A 16,888-nucleotide genomic window follows, 5' to 3' on the forward strand; every position below is an offset into this window, starting at 1 on the left:
AACTTCAGGGACGGCTATGCGGGAGCGACCGTCACGAAGGTCACCGCCACCGCCAATTCGACCAAGAGCGTCATCTCGCTCAGCGCCACGGCGACGGTCCCCCCCCACATCCGGCGGCCGCCGCCCGCGTCGAGAATGCTCCTGCCGCAGGCGGGCGCGGCGGCGATGGTCACGATCTGGTCGCCGACTTCGAGGCGATGATAGCCGGGCTCCAGGACCGGGCGCATCAAGGCCAGCCCGCCCGGCGCCTCGCCGAGCGTCAGGTCGAAGGTCGCGCCGTCCTCGCGCACGAAGCGGGCGGGCGCGTTGGGCTGCGCCTTCAGGGCGAAGGACTGGCCGACCGGGGCGGTGACGAGCGGCTCGGGGGTCCGGTCGATCTGGTCCAGCCGGTTCAGCGAGTCCTGCGCTTCGGCGTCCGTCCCGCAGGGAAGGTCCATCGCGTCGAGCAGACGGCGCAGCGTGTCCGGCGCGACGGTCTGTTGCTCCCCTGCCTGATCCGTCCAGTCGACCGCAAAGCCGACGCGGGTCGCGACCTTGCTAACGAGATCGTCCTTGCTCAAGCGGCGCGCTCCAACAACGCAACGGTCGTGTAGCCGGGCAGCGTTCCGCCCGCGGCGGCCTCCGCGGCGCCGGTGGACGATTCGAACAGGACAGGGCCGGCGAGGCCGGACGCCGCGACGGGCGCGTCGGCGAGGTTCACCGCGATGGTGAGCACGGCGCCGTCCTCCGCCTTCCAGCGCGAAACCACCGCCCTGGGTCCGAGCACCTCGGCGCCCGCCGCCGCGAAGCCGGGCAGGCGGGGCGTGATCTCGGCCGCCCGCAACGCCAGCAGGCGCCGGAACAACGCCGTTCGCGCCTCGGCCCGCTGCGGATGCGGCTCGGGGATCGAAGCCTCGAAGGTCTCGACCGCGTTCGGGTCCGGCACCTCGGCGCCCGCGAAGGCGGCGAACTTGGCGAACTCCTTCCGCCGTCCCTCGCGCACCGCGTCGGCCAGCTCGCCGTGGTGGTCGGTGAAGAACAGGAAGGGGGTCTCGCTGGCGACCTCCTCGCCCATGAAGATCATCGGCACCTGCGGGCACAGCAGCAGCACGGCGGTGGCGGCCTCCACGCCTTCCGGCGGCGCGAGCTTCGTCAGACGGTCGCCGAAGGCGCGGTTGCCGATCTGGTCGTGGTTCTGCAGGAAGCTGACGAAGGCGGTCGGCGGCAGATGGGCGCTCGGCGTGCCGCGCGGCTTGCCGCCCTGGTGGGGCGAGGGATCGCCCTGGTAGACGAAGCCCTCCTGCAGCGTGCGGGCGAGCTTGCCGGCCGTGTCGTGGGAGAAGTCCTCGTAATAGCCCTCGTGCTCTCCGGTCAGCAGCACATGGAAGACGTGGTGGAAGTCGTCGTTCCACTGCGCGTCCACCTCTCCGGCGAGGTGGCTCTGCTCGTTAAACTCGTTCTCCAGGATGAGGTGGACGTAGCGCCCGTCCTGCTCGGCTTCACGCACGGCGCGTGCGGTCTCGTCGATCCAGTCCTGCTCCGAGATCGCGTGGACGGCGTCCATCCGCAGCCCGTCGAAGCGATACTCCTGCAGCCAGAACAGCATGTTCTCGGTGAAGTAGCTGCGCACCTCCGGGAGCCGGAAATCGATCGCGCCGCCCCACGGGGTCTGGAGGTCCTCCCGGAACATCGGGGGCGCATAGGCGCCGATGTAATTCCCGTCCGGGCCGAAGTGGTTGTAGACCACGTCCAGGATCATCATCAGGCCGAGCTCGTGGGCGCGGTCGACCAGCGCCTTGAGCTCGTCCGGCGTCCCGTAGGCGGCGTCCGGCGCATAGGGCAGCACGCCGTCATAGCCCCAGTTCCGGGTCCCCGGGAAATCCGCGATCGGCATGAGCTCGATCGCCGTCACGCCGAGCTCGGCGAGGAGCGGCAGGGCTTCCGCCACGCCGACGAAGCCGCCGAAGCAGCCGACATGCAGCTCGTACACGACGGCTTCCTTCCAGGGCCGGCCGCGCCAGTCGCCCGACCGCCAGGAATAGGCCCTGGGGTCGACCACGACGCTCCAGCCATGCACGTCGCCGTCCTGGAAGCGCGACGCCGGGTCCGGGACGGTCAGCCCGTCCGGCAGATGGAAGCGGTAGCGGGCGCCGGCCGGAACCTCGACCGTCTTGCTGAACCAGCCGCCGTCCTCGCGATCCATCAGGATCGGATCGCGGTCGCGGATCTCGAGCCGCACCTCCGGATGCGCGGGCGCCCAGAAGCGGAACGTCGCGCGGCCATCGGAAAAGGCCGCGCCGAAGGGCAGGCGGCGTTCATACACGGAGGGCAAAAAGCTAAGCTCCCGATGGGCCGGACGGGGATCCCGACTCTGGCGAGGGGACGAGGGAAAGGCCGAGCACGGCGCTCTTCGCCGCGACCTGCACCACATCGCGATCGACGAGGCGCTCGGGCGCGTCGGGCCGGGCGCTGTCGATCAGGAGAAAGGTGGGCAGGCCGGGAGAGGGCAGCCGGAACGCGCGGTCCTTGTCGGTGGGATTGAGCATCAAAGTGAGAATGGGCGTCGAGCCGTCCTCGCGGCGCTCGGCGCGGCGGAGCGTCAACGTTCGCTCTGCAGGGTCGTTCCAGGCTTCCGCGCTGATTGGCGCGCCCTGCTCGTCGAACCACGCGATGTCGAGCACGCCCGGGGCCGGCTCCTCCCGCCCGTGCAGGAAATTCTTCGAGCGCAGAACCGGCTGCGCCCTCCGGAGCGCGATCAGCCTTTCGACGAAGGCGGTCAGGGCCGCGCCCTCGTCCTCCTCGGCGAGCGTCCAGTCGACCCACGAGATCTCGTTGTCCTGCGCGTAGGCGTTGTTGTTGCCCCGCTGGGTGCGGCCGAACTCGTCGCCCGCCAGCAGCATGGGCGTGCCGTTGGCGAAGATCGTGGTGGTGAGCATGGCGCGCGCCACCCGACCTCTGATCTCCCGGATGATGGGATCGAAGGTCGGTCCCTCGACGCCCCAGTTCGCCGAATAGTTCTCGTGGTGGCCGTCGCGGTTTTCCTCGCCATTGGCGTGGTTGTGCCGCGCGACGTAGGAGGTCGCGTCGGCCAGCGTGTAGCCGTCATGCGAAGCGACGTAGTTGATCGAGGCCCACGGCTTCCTCGATCGACGGTCGAACAGGTCGCTCGAACCGGCGAGCCGCGCGGCGAGTTCGGGGCGCTGGCCGCCGTCGCCGCGCCAGAAGCGCCGCACGCTGTCCCGGAACTTGTCGTTCCATTCCGCGAAACCCGGCGGGTGGTGGCCGAGCTGGTAGCCGCCGGGACCGATGTCCCACGGCTCCGAGATCAGCTTGACCCGGGCGAGCGTCGGATCCTGCCGCAACGCGTCGAAGAAGCCCGAGCCGGGATCGAAGCCATGGGCTTCGCGGCCGAGCGTCACCCCGAGGTCGAAGCGGAACCCGTCGACGTGGTAGGCCTCAACCCAGTACCGCAAGCTGTCCATGACCACCTGAAGCACCCGGGGGTGCGAAAGGTTCACGGTGTTGCCGGTGCCGGTGTCGTTTACGCAGTAGCGCGGCTCGCCCTCGATCAGCCGGTAGTAGCTGGCGTTGTCGAGCCCGCGGAATGACAGGGTGGGGCCGAGCTCGCTGCCCTCGGCCGTGTGGTTGTAGACGACGTCGAGGATGACCTCGAGGCCGGCCGCGTGCAGCCGGCGAACCGCGACCTTGATTTCGTTCAGCGACCCGTCGGAAAGATATCGGGCCTCCGGCGCGAAGAAGCCGAGCGTGTTGTAGCCCCAGTAGTTCCTCAGGCCTTTCTCGACCAGCACGCGGTCCTGCAGGAAGGCGTGGATCGGCAGAAGCTCGATCGCCGTGACGCCGAGCCGCTTGTAGTGCTCGATCATCGGCGGGCTCGCCAGCGCCGCGAAGGTGCCGCGCTCGTGGGCGCGGATGTCCTGGCGCAGCATCGTCAGGCCGCGCACATGCGCCTCGTATATGACGGTGTCGCTCCACGGCGTGTTGGGCGGCCGGTCGTCTCCCCAGTTGAAGACGTCGTCGGTCACCACCGCCTTGGGCATCGCGGGCGCGCTGTCCCGCCGGTCCATGGTCAGGTCGGCGCGCGGGCTGTGCAGTCGGTAGCCGTAGAGCGCGTCGGACCAGCGCACCTCGCCGGCGATCTGCTTGGCGTAGGGGTCGAGCAGCAGCTTGTGGGGGTTGAAGCGGTGGCCGTCCTGCGGCTCGTAGGGGCCGTGCGCGCGGAAGCCGTAGAGCAGGCCCGCGCGGGCCCCGGGCAGATAGCCGTGGAAGACCTCGTCGGTCTTCTCCGGCAGGGGCATCCGGGCGATCTCCCGGCGCCCTGACGGGTCGAAGAGGCAGAGGTCGATCTGCTCGGCGTGCGCGGAGAACACCGCGAAGTTCACGCCGAGCCCGTCCCATGTCGCCCCGAGCGGGTAGGGCGAGCCGCTCTCCAGCCCGGCGCTCAAGAGCCGGCCCCAAGGACGGCGCTTGTCCGTCTAGGGGCGGATGACGGAGCGTGTGGCCCGCGGTCAGGCGGGCCTGAGCGCCACCACGCCGAGCGGCGGAAGCGTGAGGTCGAGCGCCTGCTGCTCGCCGTGGCTCGCAGCCTCGACGGTCGGGACGGCGCCCCCATTGCCGACGTTGGATCCGCCATAGATCTCCGCATCCGTGTTGATGATCTCCCGCCAGACTCCGGCCGTCGGAACGCCGATGCGATATCCGTGCCGCGGCACGGGCGTCATGTTCGCGACGACCAGCACGGGCGGGGCGCCCGCCTCACCGTAGCGCAAGAACGCGAACACCGAGTTGGCGCGATCGTCGCCGATCATCCAGCGGAAGCCGGCCGGCTCGGCGTCCTTGGCGTGCAGGGCGCCCTCGGCCGCGTAGACGCGGTTGAGGTCGCGGATCAGGCGCTGCACGCCCGCGTGGTTGGGGTTATCGAGCGCCGGCCAGTCGAGCTGGTCGTCATGGTTCCACTCGCGCCCCTGCGCGATCTCGCAGCCCATGAACAGCAGCTTCTTGCCCGGATGGGTCCACATCAGGCCGTAGAGCGCGCGCAGATTGGCGAATTTCTGCCACGCGTCGCCGGGCATCTTGCCGAGCAGCGAGCCCTTGCCGTGCACCACCTCGTCATGGCTCAGCGGCAGCACGAACTTTTCGGAGAAGGCATAGACCAGCCCGAAGGTGATCCCGTCATGGTCGTACTGACGGTAGATCGGGTTCTGCTGCATGTAATGCAGCGTGTCGTGCATCCAGCCCATGTTCCACTTGTAGTGGAAGCCGAGGCCGTTCTCCTCGGTCGGGCGGGTGACGCCGGGCCAGGCCGTCGACTCCTCGGCGATCGTCATGGCGGTCGGGACCCGCTCCCGCACGACCGCGTTCATGTGCTGGAGAAACGCGACCGCCTCCAGGTTCTCGCGCCCGCCATACTGGTTCGGGATCCACTCGCCGGCCTTGCGGCTGTAGTCGCGGTAGAGCATCGAGGCGACGGCGTCGACGCGCAGCCCGTCGACATGGAAGCGCTCCAGCCAGAACAGTCCGCTCGCAATCAGGAAGTTCTGCACCTCGCGGCGGCCGAAATTGTAGATCGCGGTGTTCCAGTCGATGTGGAAGCCTTCGCGCGGGTCGGCGTGCTCGTAGAGCGCCGTGCCGTCGAAGCGGTAGAGGCCGTGGCTGTCGGTCGGGAAATGCGCCGGGACCCAGTCGACCACGACGCCGATGCCGGCCGCGTGCGCGGCGTCGACGAAGCGGGCGAAATCCTCGGGCGCCCCGTAGCGGCCGGTCGGCGCGAACAGGCCGAGCGGCTGATAGCCCCATGAGCCGCCGAACGGATGCTCGGCGACGGGCAGCAGTTCGATATGGGTGAACCCGAGATCGGCCACGTAGGGAATGAGCTTCTCGATCGCGAAGCTCCAGTCGACCTCGCGCCCGTGAGGCTTCATCCACGAGCCGAGATGGACCTCGTAGAAGCTGAGCGGCGCCTCTGGCGCCTGGCGCTCGCCCCGTCGCGCCATCCATTCGTGGTCCGTCCACGCGTGGGGCTCGGCCGACGCCACGATCGAGGCCGTGCCGGGCGCCTTCTCGGCGGAGCGCGCGATCGGATCCGCCTTGTCGGGCAGGCGCGAGCCGTCGGGGCCGATCAGGGCGAACTTGTAGCGCTCGCCGGGCTTCAGCCGCGGGATGAAGATCTCCCACACGCCGGAGGGCAGGCGGCGGCGCATGCCGTGCCGGCGGCTGTCCCAGGAGTTGAAGTCGCCGATGACGGCGACGCGCCGGGCGTTCGGCGCCCAGACCGCGAAGCGCACGCCCTCGACGCCGTCGATGGTCATCGGGTTGGCGCCGAGCGCGGAGGCGAGCTCGAAGTGCCGGGATTCGCCGAGCAGGTGGAGATCGAGGTCGCCCAGCAGCAGCCCGAACGAATAGGGGTCCTCCGTCTCCTGCACGCCGCCCGGCCATTCGATCCTCAGCAGATAGGGATCGACGCCGGAGACCGGGCCCTCGAAGACGCCGGTCTGCTCGATCTCGCCCAGGACGCCGAGCGGCCGATGATCGTCGCGCGCCACGACTTCGACAGAAGCCGCGCCCGGCAGGACGGCGCGCACATAGGGCCCGTCGCCGTCATCGCGCCGGCCGAGCGCCCCGAACGGGTCGCCGTGCGTTCCATTGGCCAGGGCCGCCAGGGCGCCGGAGTTGAGCGACGTCATCGCGACGCTCATGCCGCGCCTCCTTCCCCTGGAGCGAGCCGTTGGGCGAGGGCGTGGAGGCCGCCCAGCGGCACGTCGAGCCAACCCGGCCGGTTGGCCGCCTCATAGGCGATCTCGTAAGCCGCCTTCTCGATCAGGAACATGTCCAGCAGCTCCAGGGACAGCGGCAGCCCGGCGGCCAGGATGGTCTGGCGATAGGCGTTGAGGAAGGCTTCGGTCGCGTCGGAGCGGAAGCGCTCCAGGAAGTCCTCGCGGCGCGCGCCGGAGACGTGCGGAGACGACTGCTCGTTGCGGCCGACCATCGCGGCCGCATAGTCGAAGGACCGCAGCACGCCGGCGACGTCGCGCAGCGGGCTCGCCTTGCCGCGGCGCTCGTCGAGGGGCCGGGCCGGCTCTCCCTCGAAGTCGATGAACACCGCGTCCTCGCCCGCGACCAGGATCTGGCCGAGATGGAGGTCGCCGTGGATGCGGGTCACCGGGGAGCCGATGCCGGTCTCCGCCAGCCGCCCGATCGCAGCTTCGAGCGCCTCCTTGCGCTTGATGAGCGAGGCCGCCCGCTCCGCGTCCGCCTCGCGCTCCCAGTCCGACCGCGCCTCGAGCGCGTGGATGGCGCCGTCGAGCAGGCTCAGCGCGCGCTTCTTCCAGCTCTCGACCTCGCGGTGCGTGGCCGAAAGCGGCGCGAAGTCGGGGTCGGAGCTCGGGCGCGCCAGAACGCCGTGCAGCTCCGCGAGGCGCGCGCCCAGATTGCCGGCGAACCCCGTGAACTCGGTGAAGCGGTGGTGCTCGGACATGTCGCCGCCGCCTGCCGCGCCGAAATCGTCGAGGGCGCGGGTGAGATGGTCGAGCGTCCACTGCCACGCGTCGCCCTGGTTGCGGACATAGCCCTGGATAATCGCGAGCGTGGCGCGCGAGCCGTCGGCGGCGACGCGCACCATCTCGCCCAGGAAGGGCGCGGCGTTGCCATAGCCCTGCTCAGTCAGGTAGCGCCCCATCTCGGCTTCCGGGTGAACCCCCGGGGCGACCTTGCGGAGCAGCTTGATCATCATCGCGTCGCCGGCGATGAGCGAAGAGTTGGACTGCTCGGCGGAGAGCCAATGGATCTCGGCGTCCTCCGGCAGCTCCGGCGTCTCCACGCCCTCGGCGCGCTCGAAGACGATCTCGCCTTCGCCGCTCTTGAGCCGCTTGCCCTCGCGCAGGGAGCTCGCGATCGCGAATGCGAAGGACGGCAGCGCGAAGGCGTCCGTCAGAAGCTGAACCTCCCGGCCGCGGCGGACGCGGGCCAGCGCCAGTCGGCTCGCGAGCGCGGACAGGCGCTCGTCCTCCGAGACCACCGCGAGCGGGAGCAGCCAGCGCGTCGGCTCGGCGCCGCCGGTGACCTCGACCTCGATGAGGCCGATCTCCTGCGCGCCGCCCGGCAGGCGGGAAAGGGCCTTGATCCGCGCCACGATCTGCTTCTGGTCCTTGCCTGAGAACCAGCGGCGTTTCGCCAGATAGCTCGGCAGCACGGCGCTCTCGAGCGTCTTGCGAGCCTCCGTCTGCATCGCGTCGTCCACGCCTGCGCGCAGCACGAGTGTCTCGTAGTCAGCCATGGGTTCGGGCGCCGGGGTATGCCAGGCGGGCCGGGCTTCCTCGGTGGCGAGGACGAACCAGTAAAACCCGTATGGCGGGAGGGTGAGGAGGTAGGTCAGCTGGCCGATCGGCGGGAACACGGAGCCCGCCGTCAGCTCGACCGGCACGCGGCCGGCGAACTCGGAGAGCTCAAGCTCCACCGCCTGCGGAGACCGCCCCATATTGGCCACGCACAGGATGGTCTCGCCTTCGTGCTCGCGCAGATAGGCGAGCACCCGGCGGTTCTGCGGGAACAGGAACCTGATGGTTCCGCGGCCGAAGGCCGGGTGCTGCCGCCGTGTCGCCAGCATGCGGCGCGTCCAGTTCAGCAGCGAATGGGGGTCGCGGGCCTGCGCTTCGACGTTGACTGCGTAATAGCCGTAGAGCGGGTCCATCACCGGCGGCAGCACCAGCGAGGCGGGGTCGGCGCGCGAAAAGCCGCCGTTCCGGTCGATCGACCACTGCATCGGCGTGCGCACGCCGTCGCGGTCGCCGAGATGGATGTTGTCGCCCATGCCGATCTCGTCGCCGTAGTAGATCACGGGCGTGCCGGGCATCGACAGCAGCAGGCAGTTCATCAGCTCGATGCGGCGCCGGTCCCGCTCCATGAGCGGGGCGAGGCGGCGGCGGATGCCGAGGTTGATGCGGGCGCGCTTGTCGGAGGCGTAGGTGTTCCAGAGGTAGTCGCGCTCCTTGTCGGTGACCATCTCGAGCGTCAGCTCGTCGTGGTTCCGCAGGAAGATCGCCCACTGGCAGTTGTCGGGGATCGCCGGCGTCTGCCGCATGATGTCGGTGATAGGGAAGCGGTCCTCGCGCGCGATCGCCATGTACATCCGCGGCATCAGCGGGAAGTGGAACGCCATGTGGCATTCGTCGCCGTCGCCGAAATAGTCCTTGGTGTCCTCCGGCCACATGTTGGCCTCGGCGATCAGGAACCGGTCGGGATAGGTGCGGTCGAGCTCGGCCCTGATCTTCTTCAGGATGTCGTGGGTCTCGGGCAGGTTCTCGTTGGAGGTGCCGTCGCGCTCGATCAGGTAGGGCACGGCGTCGAGGCGCAGCCCGTCGATGCCGAGGTCGAGCCAGAACTTCATCACCCCGAACACGGCCTTCAGCACCGCCGGGTTCTCGAAGTTCAGGTCGGGCTGGTGGCTGTAGAACCGGTGCCAGAAATACTGGCCGGCGACCGGGTCCCAGGTCCAGTTCGACCGCTCGGTGTCGAGGAAGATGATGCGCGTTCCGGAGTAGAGCGTGTCGTCGTCCGACCAGACGTAGAAGTTGCGGTGCGCCGAGCCCTTCTTGGCCCTGCGCGCCCGCTGGAACCAGGGGTGCTGGTCCGAGGTGTGGTTGATCACGAGCTCGGAGACGACCTTCAGGCCGCGCCGGTGCGCCTCGTGGATGAAGCGCTTCACGTCGGCCAGCGTGCCGTAGTCCGGCGACACGCCCTTGTATTCGGAGATGTCGTAGCCGTCGTCGAGCCGGGGGCTCGGATAGAACGGCAGCAGCCAGATTACGCTGACGCCGAGGCCGGCGATGTAGTCGAGCTTCGAGATAAGGCCGGGGAAATCGCCGATGCCGTCGTCGTTCGAGTCGAAGAACGACTTGACGTGCAACTGGTAGATGATCGCGTCCTTGTACCACAACGGATCGACGCCCTCGCGGGTGACGACGGTTCCGCGCGGCTTGGTCAGCTCGGCGTGGGCCACAGGCGCATTCATCAAGCGACTCCCTGGAGGCGGGTCAGCCTCCACACGTGAAACGGCATTTCCCGGGGGTTGAAATAGACCGATTGGGCCTTGCCGGTCAGCGTGAACCGATTGCCGCGCATGAGATCCTCCACGGCCAGTGCGCCATGGTCGGGAAGACCAAACTCCCAAAGCGGCAATTCGTAGGTCGCGTGGCGTTCATAATCCGGATCGAGCGAGATCAGGACGAGGATCATCTCGTCGAGCGGGGCGCCGTCGGACGAGCCGCCCGGCTTGCCGAAGCACAGCACCATGTCGTCGAACGCGTTGTAGAACCGGACGTTGAGGTGCGTCTGGAGCGCCGGATTCTCGCGCCTGATGCGGTTCAGGCGGGTGATCTCGGTGATGATGTTGCCGGGCTGGTTCCAGTTCCGGACGCGGATCTCGTATTTCTCGCTGTCGAGATACTCCTCCTTTCCCGGCAGCGGCGCGGCCTCGCAGAGCTCGAAGCCGTTATACATGCCCCACAGGCCCGACAGGGTGGTGGCGAGGGCCGCCCGGATCAGGAAGCCGGCCCGCCCCGAGGTCTGCAGGAAGAACGGGTTGATGTCCGGCGTATTGACGAAGAAGTGCGGCCTGAAGAAGTTCTTCGGGTCCGTGGTGCTCAGCTCCGTCAGGTACTCCTGGATCTCCTGCTTGTGGTTGCGCCAGGTGAAATAGGTGTAGGACTGCGAGTATCCGAGCTTGGCGAGCCGGTACATCACCTTCGGGCGCGTGAACGCCTCGGCCAGGAAGATGACGTCGGGATGATCGGCGCGGATGTCGGCGATCATCCACTCCCAGAAGGCGAACGACTTGGTGTGCGGGTTGTCGACCCGGAAGGTCTTCACGCCCTGCTCGACCCAGTACAGCACGACGTCGCGCAGCGCCTGCCAGAGGCCGGGCACCGCGTCAGGCGCGTAGAAGTCGACGTTGACGATGTCCTGGTACTTCTTCGGCGGATTCTCGGCGTATTTGATCGTGCCGTCGGGCCGCCAGTCGAACCAGCCCGGATGCTCCTTCAGCCAGGGATGGTCGGGCGAGCACTGGATCGCGAAATCGAGCGCGATTTCGAGCCCGTGCTGCGCGGCCGCCGCGACGAGCTCGCGGAAATCCTCGATCGTGCCGAGCTCCGGATGCAGGGCGTCATGGCCGCCCTCGGCCGAACCGATGGCGTAGGGGCTGCCGACATCCGCCGGCCCGGGGGTCAGGGTGTTGTTGCGGCCCTTGCGGTTGGTCTCGCCGATCGGGTGGATGGGCGGGAAGTAGAGCACGTCGAAGCCCATGTCGCGGATCATCGGCAGGCGCCGGATGACGTCGCGGAACGTGCCGTGCCGGCTGGGATCGCCGCTCTCGGACCGCGGGAACAGCTCGTACCAGCTCGCGAACTCCGCCTGGATCCGCTCCACATCGAGCGGATAGGCGTCGCTGCGCGAGGCGAAGGCGCGCCGGTCCGCCTTGAGCGCGGCCTCATAGGTCGCCCGCGAGAGAAGCTGGCTGACCCGGTCCGCCACGTCCGAGTCGCGCGCCCTCAGGATCAGGTCGACCAGCGGCCGCGCCGCTTCCGGGCGGGCGGCGGAGGCCAGCTTCTCGAGCAGGATCAGCCCTTCCTCGGTCTCCAGCATGACGTCGAGGCCGACCTCGCGCTTCTTGGTCAGGTCGCGCCGGAACGTCCCGAACTCGTCCCACCACGCCTCGACGACGATCTCGTGCCGCCCGATCGCCTCCGGCGTCAGCACGGCCCGCCAGCGGTCGTTCGCGACGAGCTTCATCGGCGCCCGGCGGAACTCCTGGTCGTCCGGGCCTCGCCACAGCACGTCGGCGAGCAGCATGTCGTGACCGTCGGCGAAAATGTCGGCCTCGACCGTGAGGGGCCGGCCGACGATCGTCTTCACCGGGAAACGTCCGGCGTCGACCGTGGGGCTCAGCGCCTCGATCGCGATCCGGGGCCGCCTGGCCGCCTCGACGGCTCCGGCAGAGTCATCACGCATAAAAAAGGCTCCGGCTGGTTCAGCGACTGGCAGGGTGGTTTGAACCGGGAAACGTCGTGCGGGTTCCGCCCGGAACTCGACACATCGGTCGGAGGTTCTTTCCGACAACCCCTGAGCACCACGAAGGAAGCCAGGAATGAAGGACCGCGAACGCAGAATTCGGGAAATCGCCTATCAGCTCTGGGAGGACGCCGGGCGCCCGGAGGGCCAGGAGCGCCAGCACTGGCTCGAGGCGGAGCGTCGGGTGGCGGCGGAAGCCGGCGAGCCCGCGCCGAAGACGGTCCAGAAGGCCGACAAGAAGGCCGAAAAGAAGCCGGACAAGGCCCCGAAGGCCGCCGCGCTGGGCGCGGCCGACGCCGCCAAGGCGGCGGTCGCCGCCGGCAAGGGCAAGGCGGATCCGAAGATGCAGCCCAAACAGTCGGCAAAGCAGCCGTCGCCGGCGGACACCCCCGCGGTCTCGGCGCCTCCCGTCCGCAGCGCAGCCGGCAAGGCCGCCAAGGCGAAGCCTGCCAAGCCCTCCAAATGATTTCAGCCGGAACGTCCAGCGGTCGGGAACGCCTGTCACGGGTTCGCCGTTAGGGAGGCTGCGATTGGCCGGCGGGCTCTCCGCCCGCCGCAGAGGGGCGACATCCATATGGCCGATATCAGGACGGACCGCCGGGCTGAAGCCGGGCGGCCGACGCAGCTTGGCGCGACCTATGACGGGGAGGGCACCAATTTCGCGCTGTTCTCCGCCTATGCCGAGCGGGTGGAGCTCTGTCTGTTCAACGCCGACGGCGTCGAGACTGAGCGGGTGACGCTGCCCGAATACACCGATGAGATCTGGCACGGCTATCTGCCCGGCGTCGGCCCCGGCCAGATCTACGGCTACCGCGTCCACGGCCGCTATGCCCCTGAAGAGGGTCACCGCTTCAATCCGAACAAGCTGCTGATCGACCCTTACGCCAAGTCGCTGGTCGGCTCGATCGACTGGAACGACGCGCATTTCGGCTATGACCTCCTCGCCGAGGACAAGGACCTGACGTTCGACGAGCGCGATAGCGCGCCGTTCATGCCGAAATGCGAGGTGATCGACCCGAGCTTCGACTGGTCGGGCGACGTCAAGCCTGACGTCCCGTGGGACAAGACGGTGTTCTACGAGACCCATGTGCGCGGCTTCACCAAGCTGCACCCCGGCGTGCCGGAGGAGCTGCGCGGCACCTTCGACGGTCTCTCCCAGGACGCCGTCGTGGACTACATCAAGGCGCTCGGCGTGACCTCGGTCGAGCTCCTGCCGGTTCACGCCTTCCTCGACGACCAGCACCTGCTCGACAAGGGGCTCCGGAACTACTGGGGCTACAACACCATCGCCTTCTTCGCCCCGATGGGCCGCTACATGGGCAAGGGGCGGCTCGCGAGCTTCAAGAGCATGGTGCGCCGGTTCCACGACGCCGGCCTCGAGGTGATCCTCGACGTGGTCTACAACCACACCGCCGAAGGCAACGAGCTCGGCCCGACGCTGTCGTTCAAGGGCATCGACAACCTGTCCTACTACCGCACGATGAAGGACGAGCATCGCTACTACATCAACGACACCGGCACCGGGAACACCGTCAACACCAGCCATCCGCGCGTCCTGCAGATGGTGACGGACAGCCTGCGGTACTGGGTCGAGGAGTGCCACGTCGACGGCTTCCGCTTCGATCTCGGCACCATCCTGGGGCGCGAGCCGCACGGCTTCGACCAGCGCGGCGGCTTCTTCGACGCCGTGGGCCAGGACCCGGTGCTCAGGAACGTCAAGCTGGTGGGCGAGCCCTGGGACATCGGCCCGGGCGGCTATCAGGTCGGCGGCTTCCCGCCCGGCTGGGCGGAGTGGAACGACAAGTACCGCGACGAGGTCCGCGACTACTGGAAGTCCGGCGCCGGCCATCTGGGCAACTTCGCGGCGCGCGTCACCGGTTCGGGCGACGTCTATGACTTCCGCGGCCGGCGGCCGTGGGCGGGGGTGAACTTCATCACCGCGCATGACGGTTTCACGCTGAACGACCTCGTCTCCTACAACGAGAAGCACAACGAGGCGAACGGCGAAGACAACAATGACGGGCACGGCGACAACCGTAGCTACAATTACGGCGTCGAGGGCGAGACCGATGACCCCGGGATCATCGCCGTCCGTGAGCGCCAGAAGCGCAACCTGATCGCGACGCTGCTGCTCAGCCACGGCACGCCGATGATCCTCGCCGGCGACGAGTTCGGCCGCACCCAGGGCGGCAACAACAACGGCTACTGCCAGGACAACGAGATCTCCTGGGTGAACTGGGACCTCGACGAGAAGGACGAGATCCTGCTCGCCTTCACCAAGCGCCTGCTGCAGCTGCGCGCCGACAACCCGATCCTGCGCCGCGCGAACTGGCGCGACGCCATGACCGTCACCTGGATCAATCCCGGCGGCGGCGAGCAGACCGCGGAGCAATGGGCCGACGAGGGCGCGGACTGCATCGGCCTGCACCTCAAGACGCCGGAGGGCGCGGAGGCGGTGCTGACGTTCAACGCCCATGACGGCCCGGTGCCGTTCGTGCTTCCGGAGCGCGAAGGGGGAGGGGCGTGGAAGGTCGTGATCGACACCGGCCAGCCGCAGGACGACGCCCGCGAGGTCTCCGGCCCCGAGCCGATCGAAGTCGAGGGCCGCTCGCTGCTCCTGCTGCTCTGAGCAAAGGGACGCCGCCTCTTCTCCCTCCTCGCGGCGAAGCCGTGGGGAGGGTGGCCTCGGCCGCAGGCCGAGGTCGGTTGGGGTCTTGGGCGTGGGGCGCAGACCGTCCTTGGCGGGTCCGCGACGGACCCGCGGGCCCGCTTCGCCGTCATGCCCGCTTGCGGGCATCCACGACTTCCTTCTCCGCCACGCCCGCGAGAGAAGTCGTGGATACCCGCGCGAAGGCGCGGGCATGACGCGGGGGTTCGGGCGCCCGATCCTGCCTGCACCCCACCCGGCCGGGCTTCGCCCGTCCACCCTCCCCTCTGCGAGGGAGGGAAGACCCCTGCGTCTCACGCGCGAGCCTTCTTCTCCCTCCTCGCGGCGAAGCCGTGGGGAGGGTGGCCTCGGCCGCAGGCCGAGGTCGGGTGGGGTCTTGGGCGTAGCGCGCAGACCGTCGTCGTAGGGCGCGACGAACCCGCCGCCCTGCCTCGCCGTCATGCCCGCCTTCGGGCATCCACGACTCCCTTCTCCGCCACACTTGCGAGCAAGTCGTGGATACCCGCGCGAAGGCGCGGGCATGACGCGGGGGGTCGGACGCCCGATCCTGCCTGCACCCCACCCGGCCGTCCGCGCGACGGGTCCCTTTCGCGGAGCGCCGGACGCCCTGTTAGGCGGGCACCGCCGCCACCATATGACCCGATGAACCGCGCCGCGCGGGGCCGCCCCGAGGGTCCCGCGCGGATTCACGCCCGACCCGGATCGTTGTGCTTGATGCCTTGATCGGCTAGGGTCCGGCCCGCGCGCGGCGTCGCCTCACAGCGGCGACTTCCGATTCGCGCGCGCGCCGGAACGACGACCGCATCCGGTCATGCCCGACCAACCGGCAGGTGTTATGGATTTCCTCAAGCCACGGTATACGCCGATGAACCGCCGCCGCCGCATCTATGAAGGCAAGGCGAAAGTCCTCTATGAGGGCCCCGAGCCCGGCACCCTGATCCAGCACTTCAAGGACGACGCGACCGCGTTCAACGCCAAGAAGCACGAAGTGATCGACGGCAAGGGGGTGCTGAACAACCGCATCTCCGAGTTCATTTTCCAGAATCTGAACGACATCGGGGTGCCGACGCATTTCATCCGGCGGCTGAACATGCGCGAGCAGCTCATCCGCGAGGTCGAGATCGTTCCGCTCGAGGTGGTGGTGCGCAACGTCGCCGCCGGCTCGCTGGCGACGAAGCTCGGGCTTGAGGAGGGCACGCAGCTCCCTCGCTCGATCATCGAGTTCTATTACAAGAACGACGCGCTCAACGACCCGATGGTGTCGGAAGAGCACATCACGGCGTTCGGCTGGGCGACGCCCCAGGAGATCGACGACATCATGGCGCTCGCCATTCGGGTCAACGACTTCCTGTCGGGCCTGTTCCTCGGCGTCGGCATCCGTCTCGTCGACTTCAAGATGGAGACCGGCCGGCTCTGGGAGAACGACACCGTCCGGATCGTGGTGGCCGACGAGATTTCGCCGGATTCGTGCCGGCTGTGGGACATCAAGTCGAACGACAAGCTCGACAAGGACCGCTTCCGCCGCGACATGGGCGGCCTCGTCGAGGCCTACACCGAAGTCGCGCGCCGTCTTGGCATCCTGCCCGAATCCGAGACCCCGAACGGTCGGGGCCCGGTGCTGGTGACGTCCAAGGACTGAGCGGCAGAACCTCCCAAAGGCCCCGCCGCAAGCGGGGCCTTTGTCGTTTCGGGTGGACGCCGCGGGGCGCGACCCTCTAAACGGATCGCCATGCTGACCCCATTCAGGGAGCCGATATGAAGGCGCGCGTCACCGTCACCCTCAAGAACGGCGTGCTCGACCCGCAGGGCAAAGCCATCCAGGGCGCCCTCGGCTCGCTCGGAGTGGGCGGCGTCGAGAGCGTGCGACAGGGCAAGCTGTTCGACGTCGAGCTCGCGACGAGCGATCGGGCCGAGGCCGAGGCGACGCTCAAGGCGATGTGCGAGAAGCTGCTCGCGAACACCGTCATCGAGAGCTACCGCTACGAGATCGCCGGCTGAGCTCGCGGCCGCCCGCAAGGGCGCGCGGCACCCGGAAAGCTCAGGGAGAACACGCCACATGACGTCCATCCTGCGACTGAGCGCGGCCTTCGCCGCCCTGCTGGCCTGCTCTCCGGCCTTCGCCCAGGGCGCGCCCGCGCCGTCCCAGGGGGCCGCGCCGGG

At 68.7% G+C, this 16,888-nt stretch carries 10 protein-coding genes; 4 read left to right on the forward strand and 6 right to left on the reverse strand.

What is annotated here, in order from left to right:
• Positions 1-14 precede the first annotated feature (14 nt).
• The 6 genes from ACIKT0_RS04665 to ACIKT0_RS04690 form a co-directional block, all read right to left on the reverse strand.
• Positions 15-560 carry a hypothetical protein gene (locus ACIKT0_RS04665; protein WP_407104220.1) on the reverse strand — a complete coding sequence of 182 codons (546 nt, stop codon included), beginning with the start codon at positions 558-560 and terminating at the stop codon, positions 15-17.
• The gene (gene treZ, locus ACIKT0_RS04670; RefSeq protein WP_407104228.1) at positions 557-2,302 is read right to left on the reverse strand and encodes a malto-oligosyltrehalose trehalohydrolase; all 1,746 of its coding nucleotides are present in this window, start codon (positions 2,300-2,302) and stop codon (positions 557-559) included. Before treZ ends, ACIKT0_RS04665 begins: the two co-directional genes overlap by 4 nt.
• A 13-nt stretch (positions 2,303-2,315) precedes the next feature.
• Entirely contained in the window at positions 2,316-4,442 is a 2,127-nt protein-coding gene (gene glgX / locus ACIKT0_RS04675; protein WP_407104221.1) for a glycogen debranching protein GlgX, read from the reverse strand.
• Between the two features lie 63 nt (positions 4,443-4,505).
• Complete coding sequence (gene glgB, locus ACIKT0_RS04680) at positions 4,506-6,692, reverse strand: 1,4-alpha-glucan branching protein GlgB (protein ID WP_407104222.1); 2,187 nt, start codon at positions 6,690-6,692, stop codon at positions 4,506-4,508.
• Positions 6,689-10,003 carry a maltose alpha-D-glucosyltransferase gene (gene treS, locus ACIKT0_RS04685; RefSeq protein ID WP_407104223.1) on the reverse strand — a complete coding sequence of 1,105 codons (3,315 nt, stop codon included), beginning with the start codon at positions 10,001-10,003 and terminating at the stop codon, positions 6,689-6,691. The genes glgB and treS overlap by 4 nt, the downstream gene beginning before the upstream one ends.
• The gene (locus ACIKT0_RS04690) at positions 10,003-12,000 is read right to left on the reverse strand and encodes an alpha-1,4-glucan--maltose-1-phosphate maltosyltransferase (protein WP_407104224.1); all 1,998 of its coding nucleotides are present in this window, start codon (positions 11,998-12,000) and stop codon (positions 10,003-10,005) included. Before ACIKT0_RS04690 ends, treS begins: the two co-directional genes overlap by 1 nt.
• A 136-nt stretch (positions 12,001-12,136) precedes the next feature.
• On the opposite strand from ACIKT0_RS04690, the gene ACIKT0_RS04695 reads away from it, so the two are divergent.
• The 4 genes from ACIKT0_RS04695 to purS all read left to right on the forward strand — a co-directional run bounded on the left by ACIKT0_RS04695 (position 12,137) and on the right by purS (position 16,726).
• Complete coding sequence (locus ACIKT0_RS04695) at positions 12,137-12,526, forward strand: DUF2934 domain-containing protein (RefSeq protein ID WP_407104225.1); 390 nt, start codon at positions 12,137-12,139, stop codon at positions 12,524-12,526.
• A gap of 108 nt (positions 12,527-12,634) precedes the next feature.
• Entirely contained in the window at positions 12,635-14,689 is a 2,055-nt protein-coding gene (gene glgX, locus ACIKT0_RS04700; RefSeq protein WP_407104226.1) for a glycogen debranching protein GlgX, read from the forward strand.
• An 874-nt stretch (positions 14,690-15,563) separates the two neighbouring features.
• Positions 15,564-16,367, forward strand: coding sequence for a phosphoribosylaminoimidazolesuccinocarboxamide synthase (purC, locus tag ACIKT0_RS04705; protein ID WP_183394438.1), 804 nt, complete (start codon positions 15,564-15,566; stop codon positions 16,365-16,367).
• Positions 16,368-16,483: 116 nt separating this feature from the next.
• Positions 16,484-16,726, forward strand: coding sequence for a phosphoribosylformylglycinamidine synthase subunit PurS (gene purS, locus ACIKT0_RS04710; RefSeq protein WP_407104227.1), 243 nt, complete (start codon positions 16,484-16,486; stop codon positions 16,724-16,726).
• Positions 16,727-16,888: the final 162 nt, after the last annotated feature.

The sequence above is a fragment of the Hansschlegelia beijingensis genome (assembly GCF_045505405.1).
GTDB classification, from domain to species: Bacteria; Pseudomonadota; Alphaproteobacteria; order Rhizobiales; family Methylopilaceae; genus Methylopila; species Methylopila beijingensis_A.

Bases quoted from the DNA above. Each gene is read 5' to 3' on its own strand.
- glgB (WP_407104222.1), bottom strand. From the start codon at position 6,692: ATGAGCGTCGCGATGACGTCGCTCAACTCCGGCGCCCTGGCGGCCCTG.
- treS (WP_407104223.1), bottom strand. From the start codon at position 10,003: ATGAATGCGCCTGTGGCCCACGCCGAGCTGACCAAGCCGCGCGGAACC.
- ACIKT0_RS04690 (WP_407104224.1), bottom strand. From the start codon at position 12,000: ATGCGTGATGACTCTGCCGGAGCCGTCGAGGCGGCCAGGCGGCCCCGG.
- ACIKT0_RS04695 (WP_407104225.1), top strand. From the start codon at position 12,137: ATGAAGGACCGCGAACGCAGAATTCGGGAAATCGCCTATCAGCTCTGG.
- glgX (WP_407104226.1), top strand. From the start codon at position 12,635: ATGGCCGATATCAGGACGGACCGCCGGGCTGAAGCCGGGCGGCCGACG.
- purC (WP_183394438.1), top strand. From the start codon at position 15,564: ATGGATTTCCTCAAGCCACGGTATACGCCGATGAACCGCCGCCGCCGC.
- purS (WP_407104227.1), top strand. From the start codon at position 16,484: ATGAAGGCGCGCGTCACCGTCACCCTCAAGAACGGCGTGCTCGACCCG.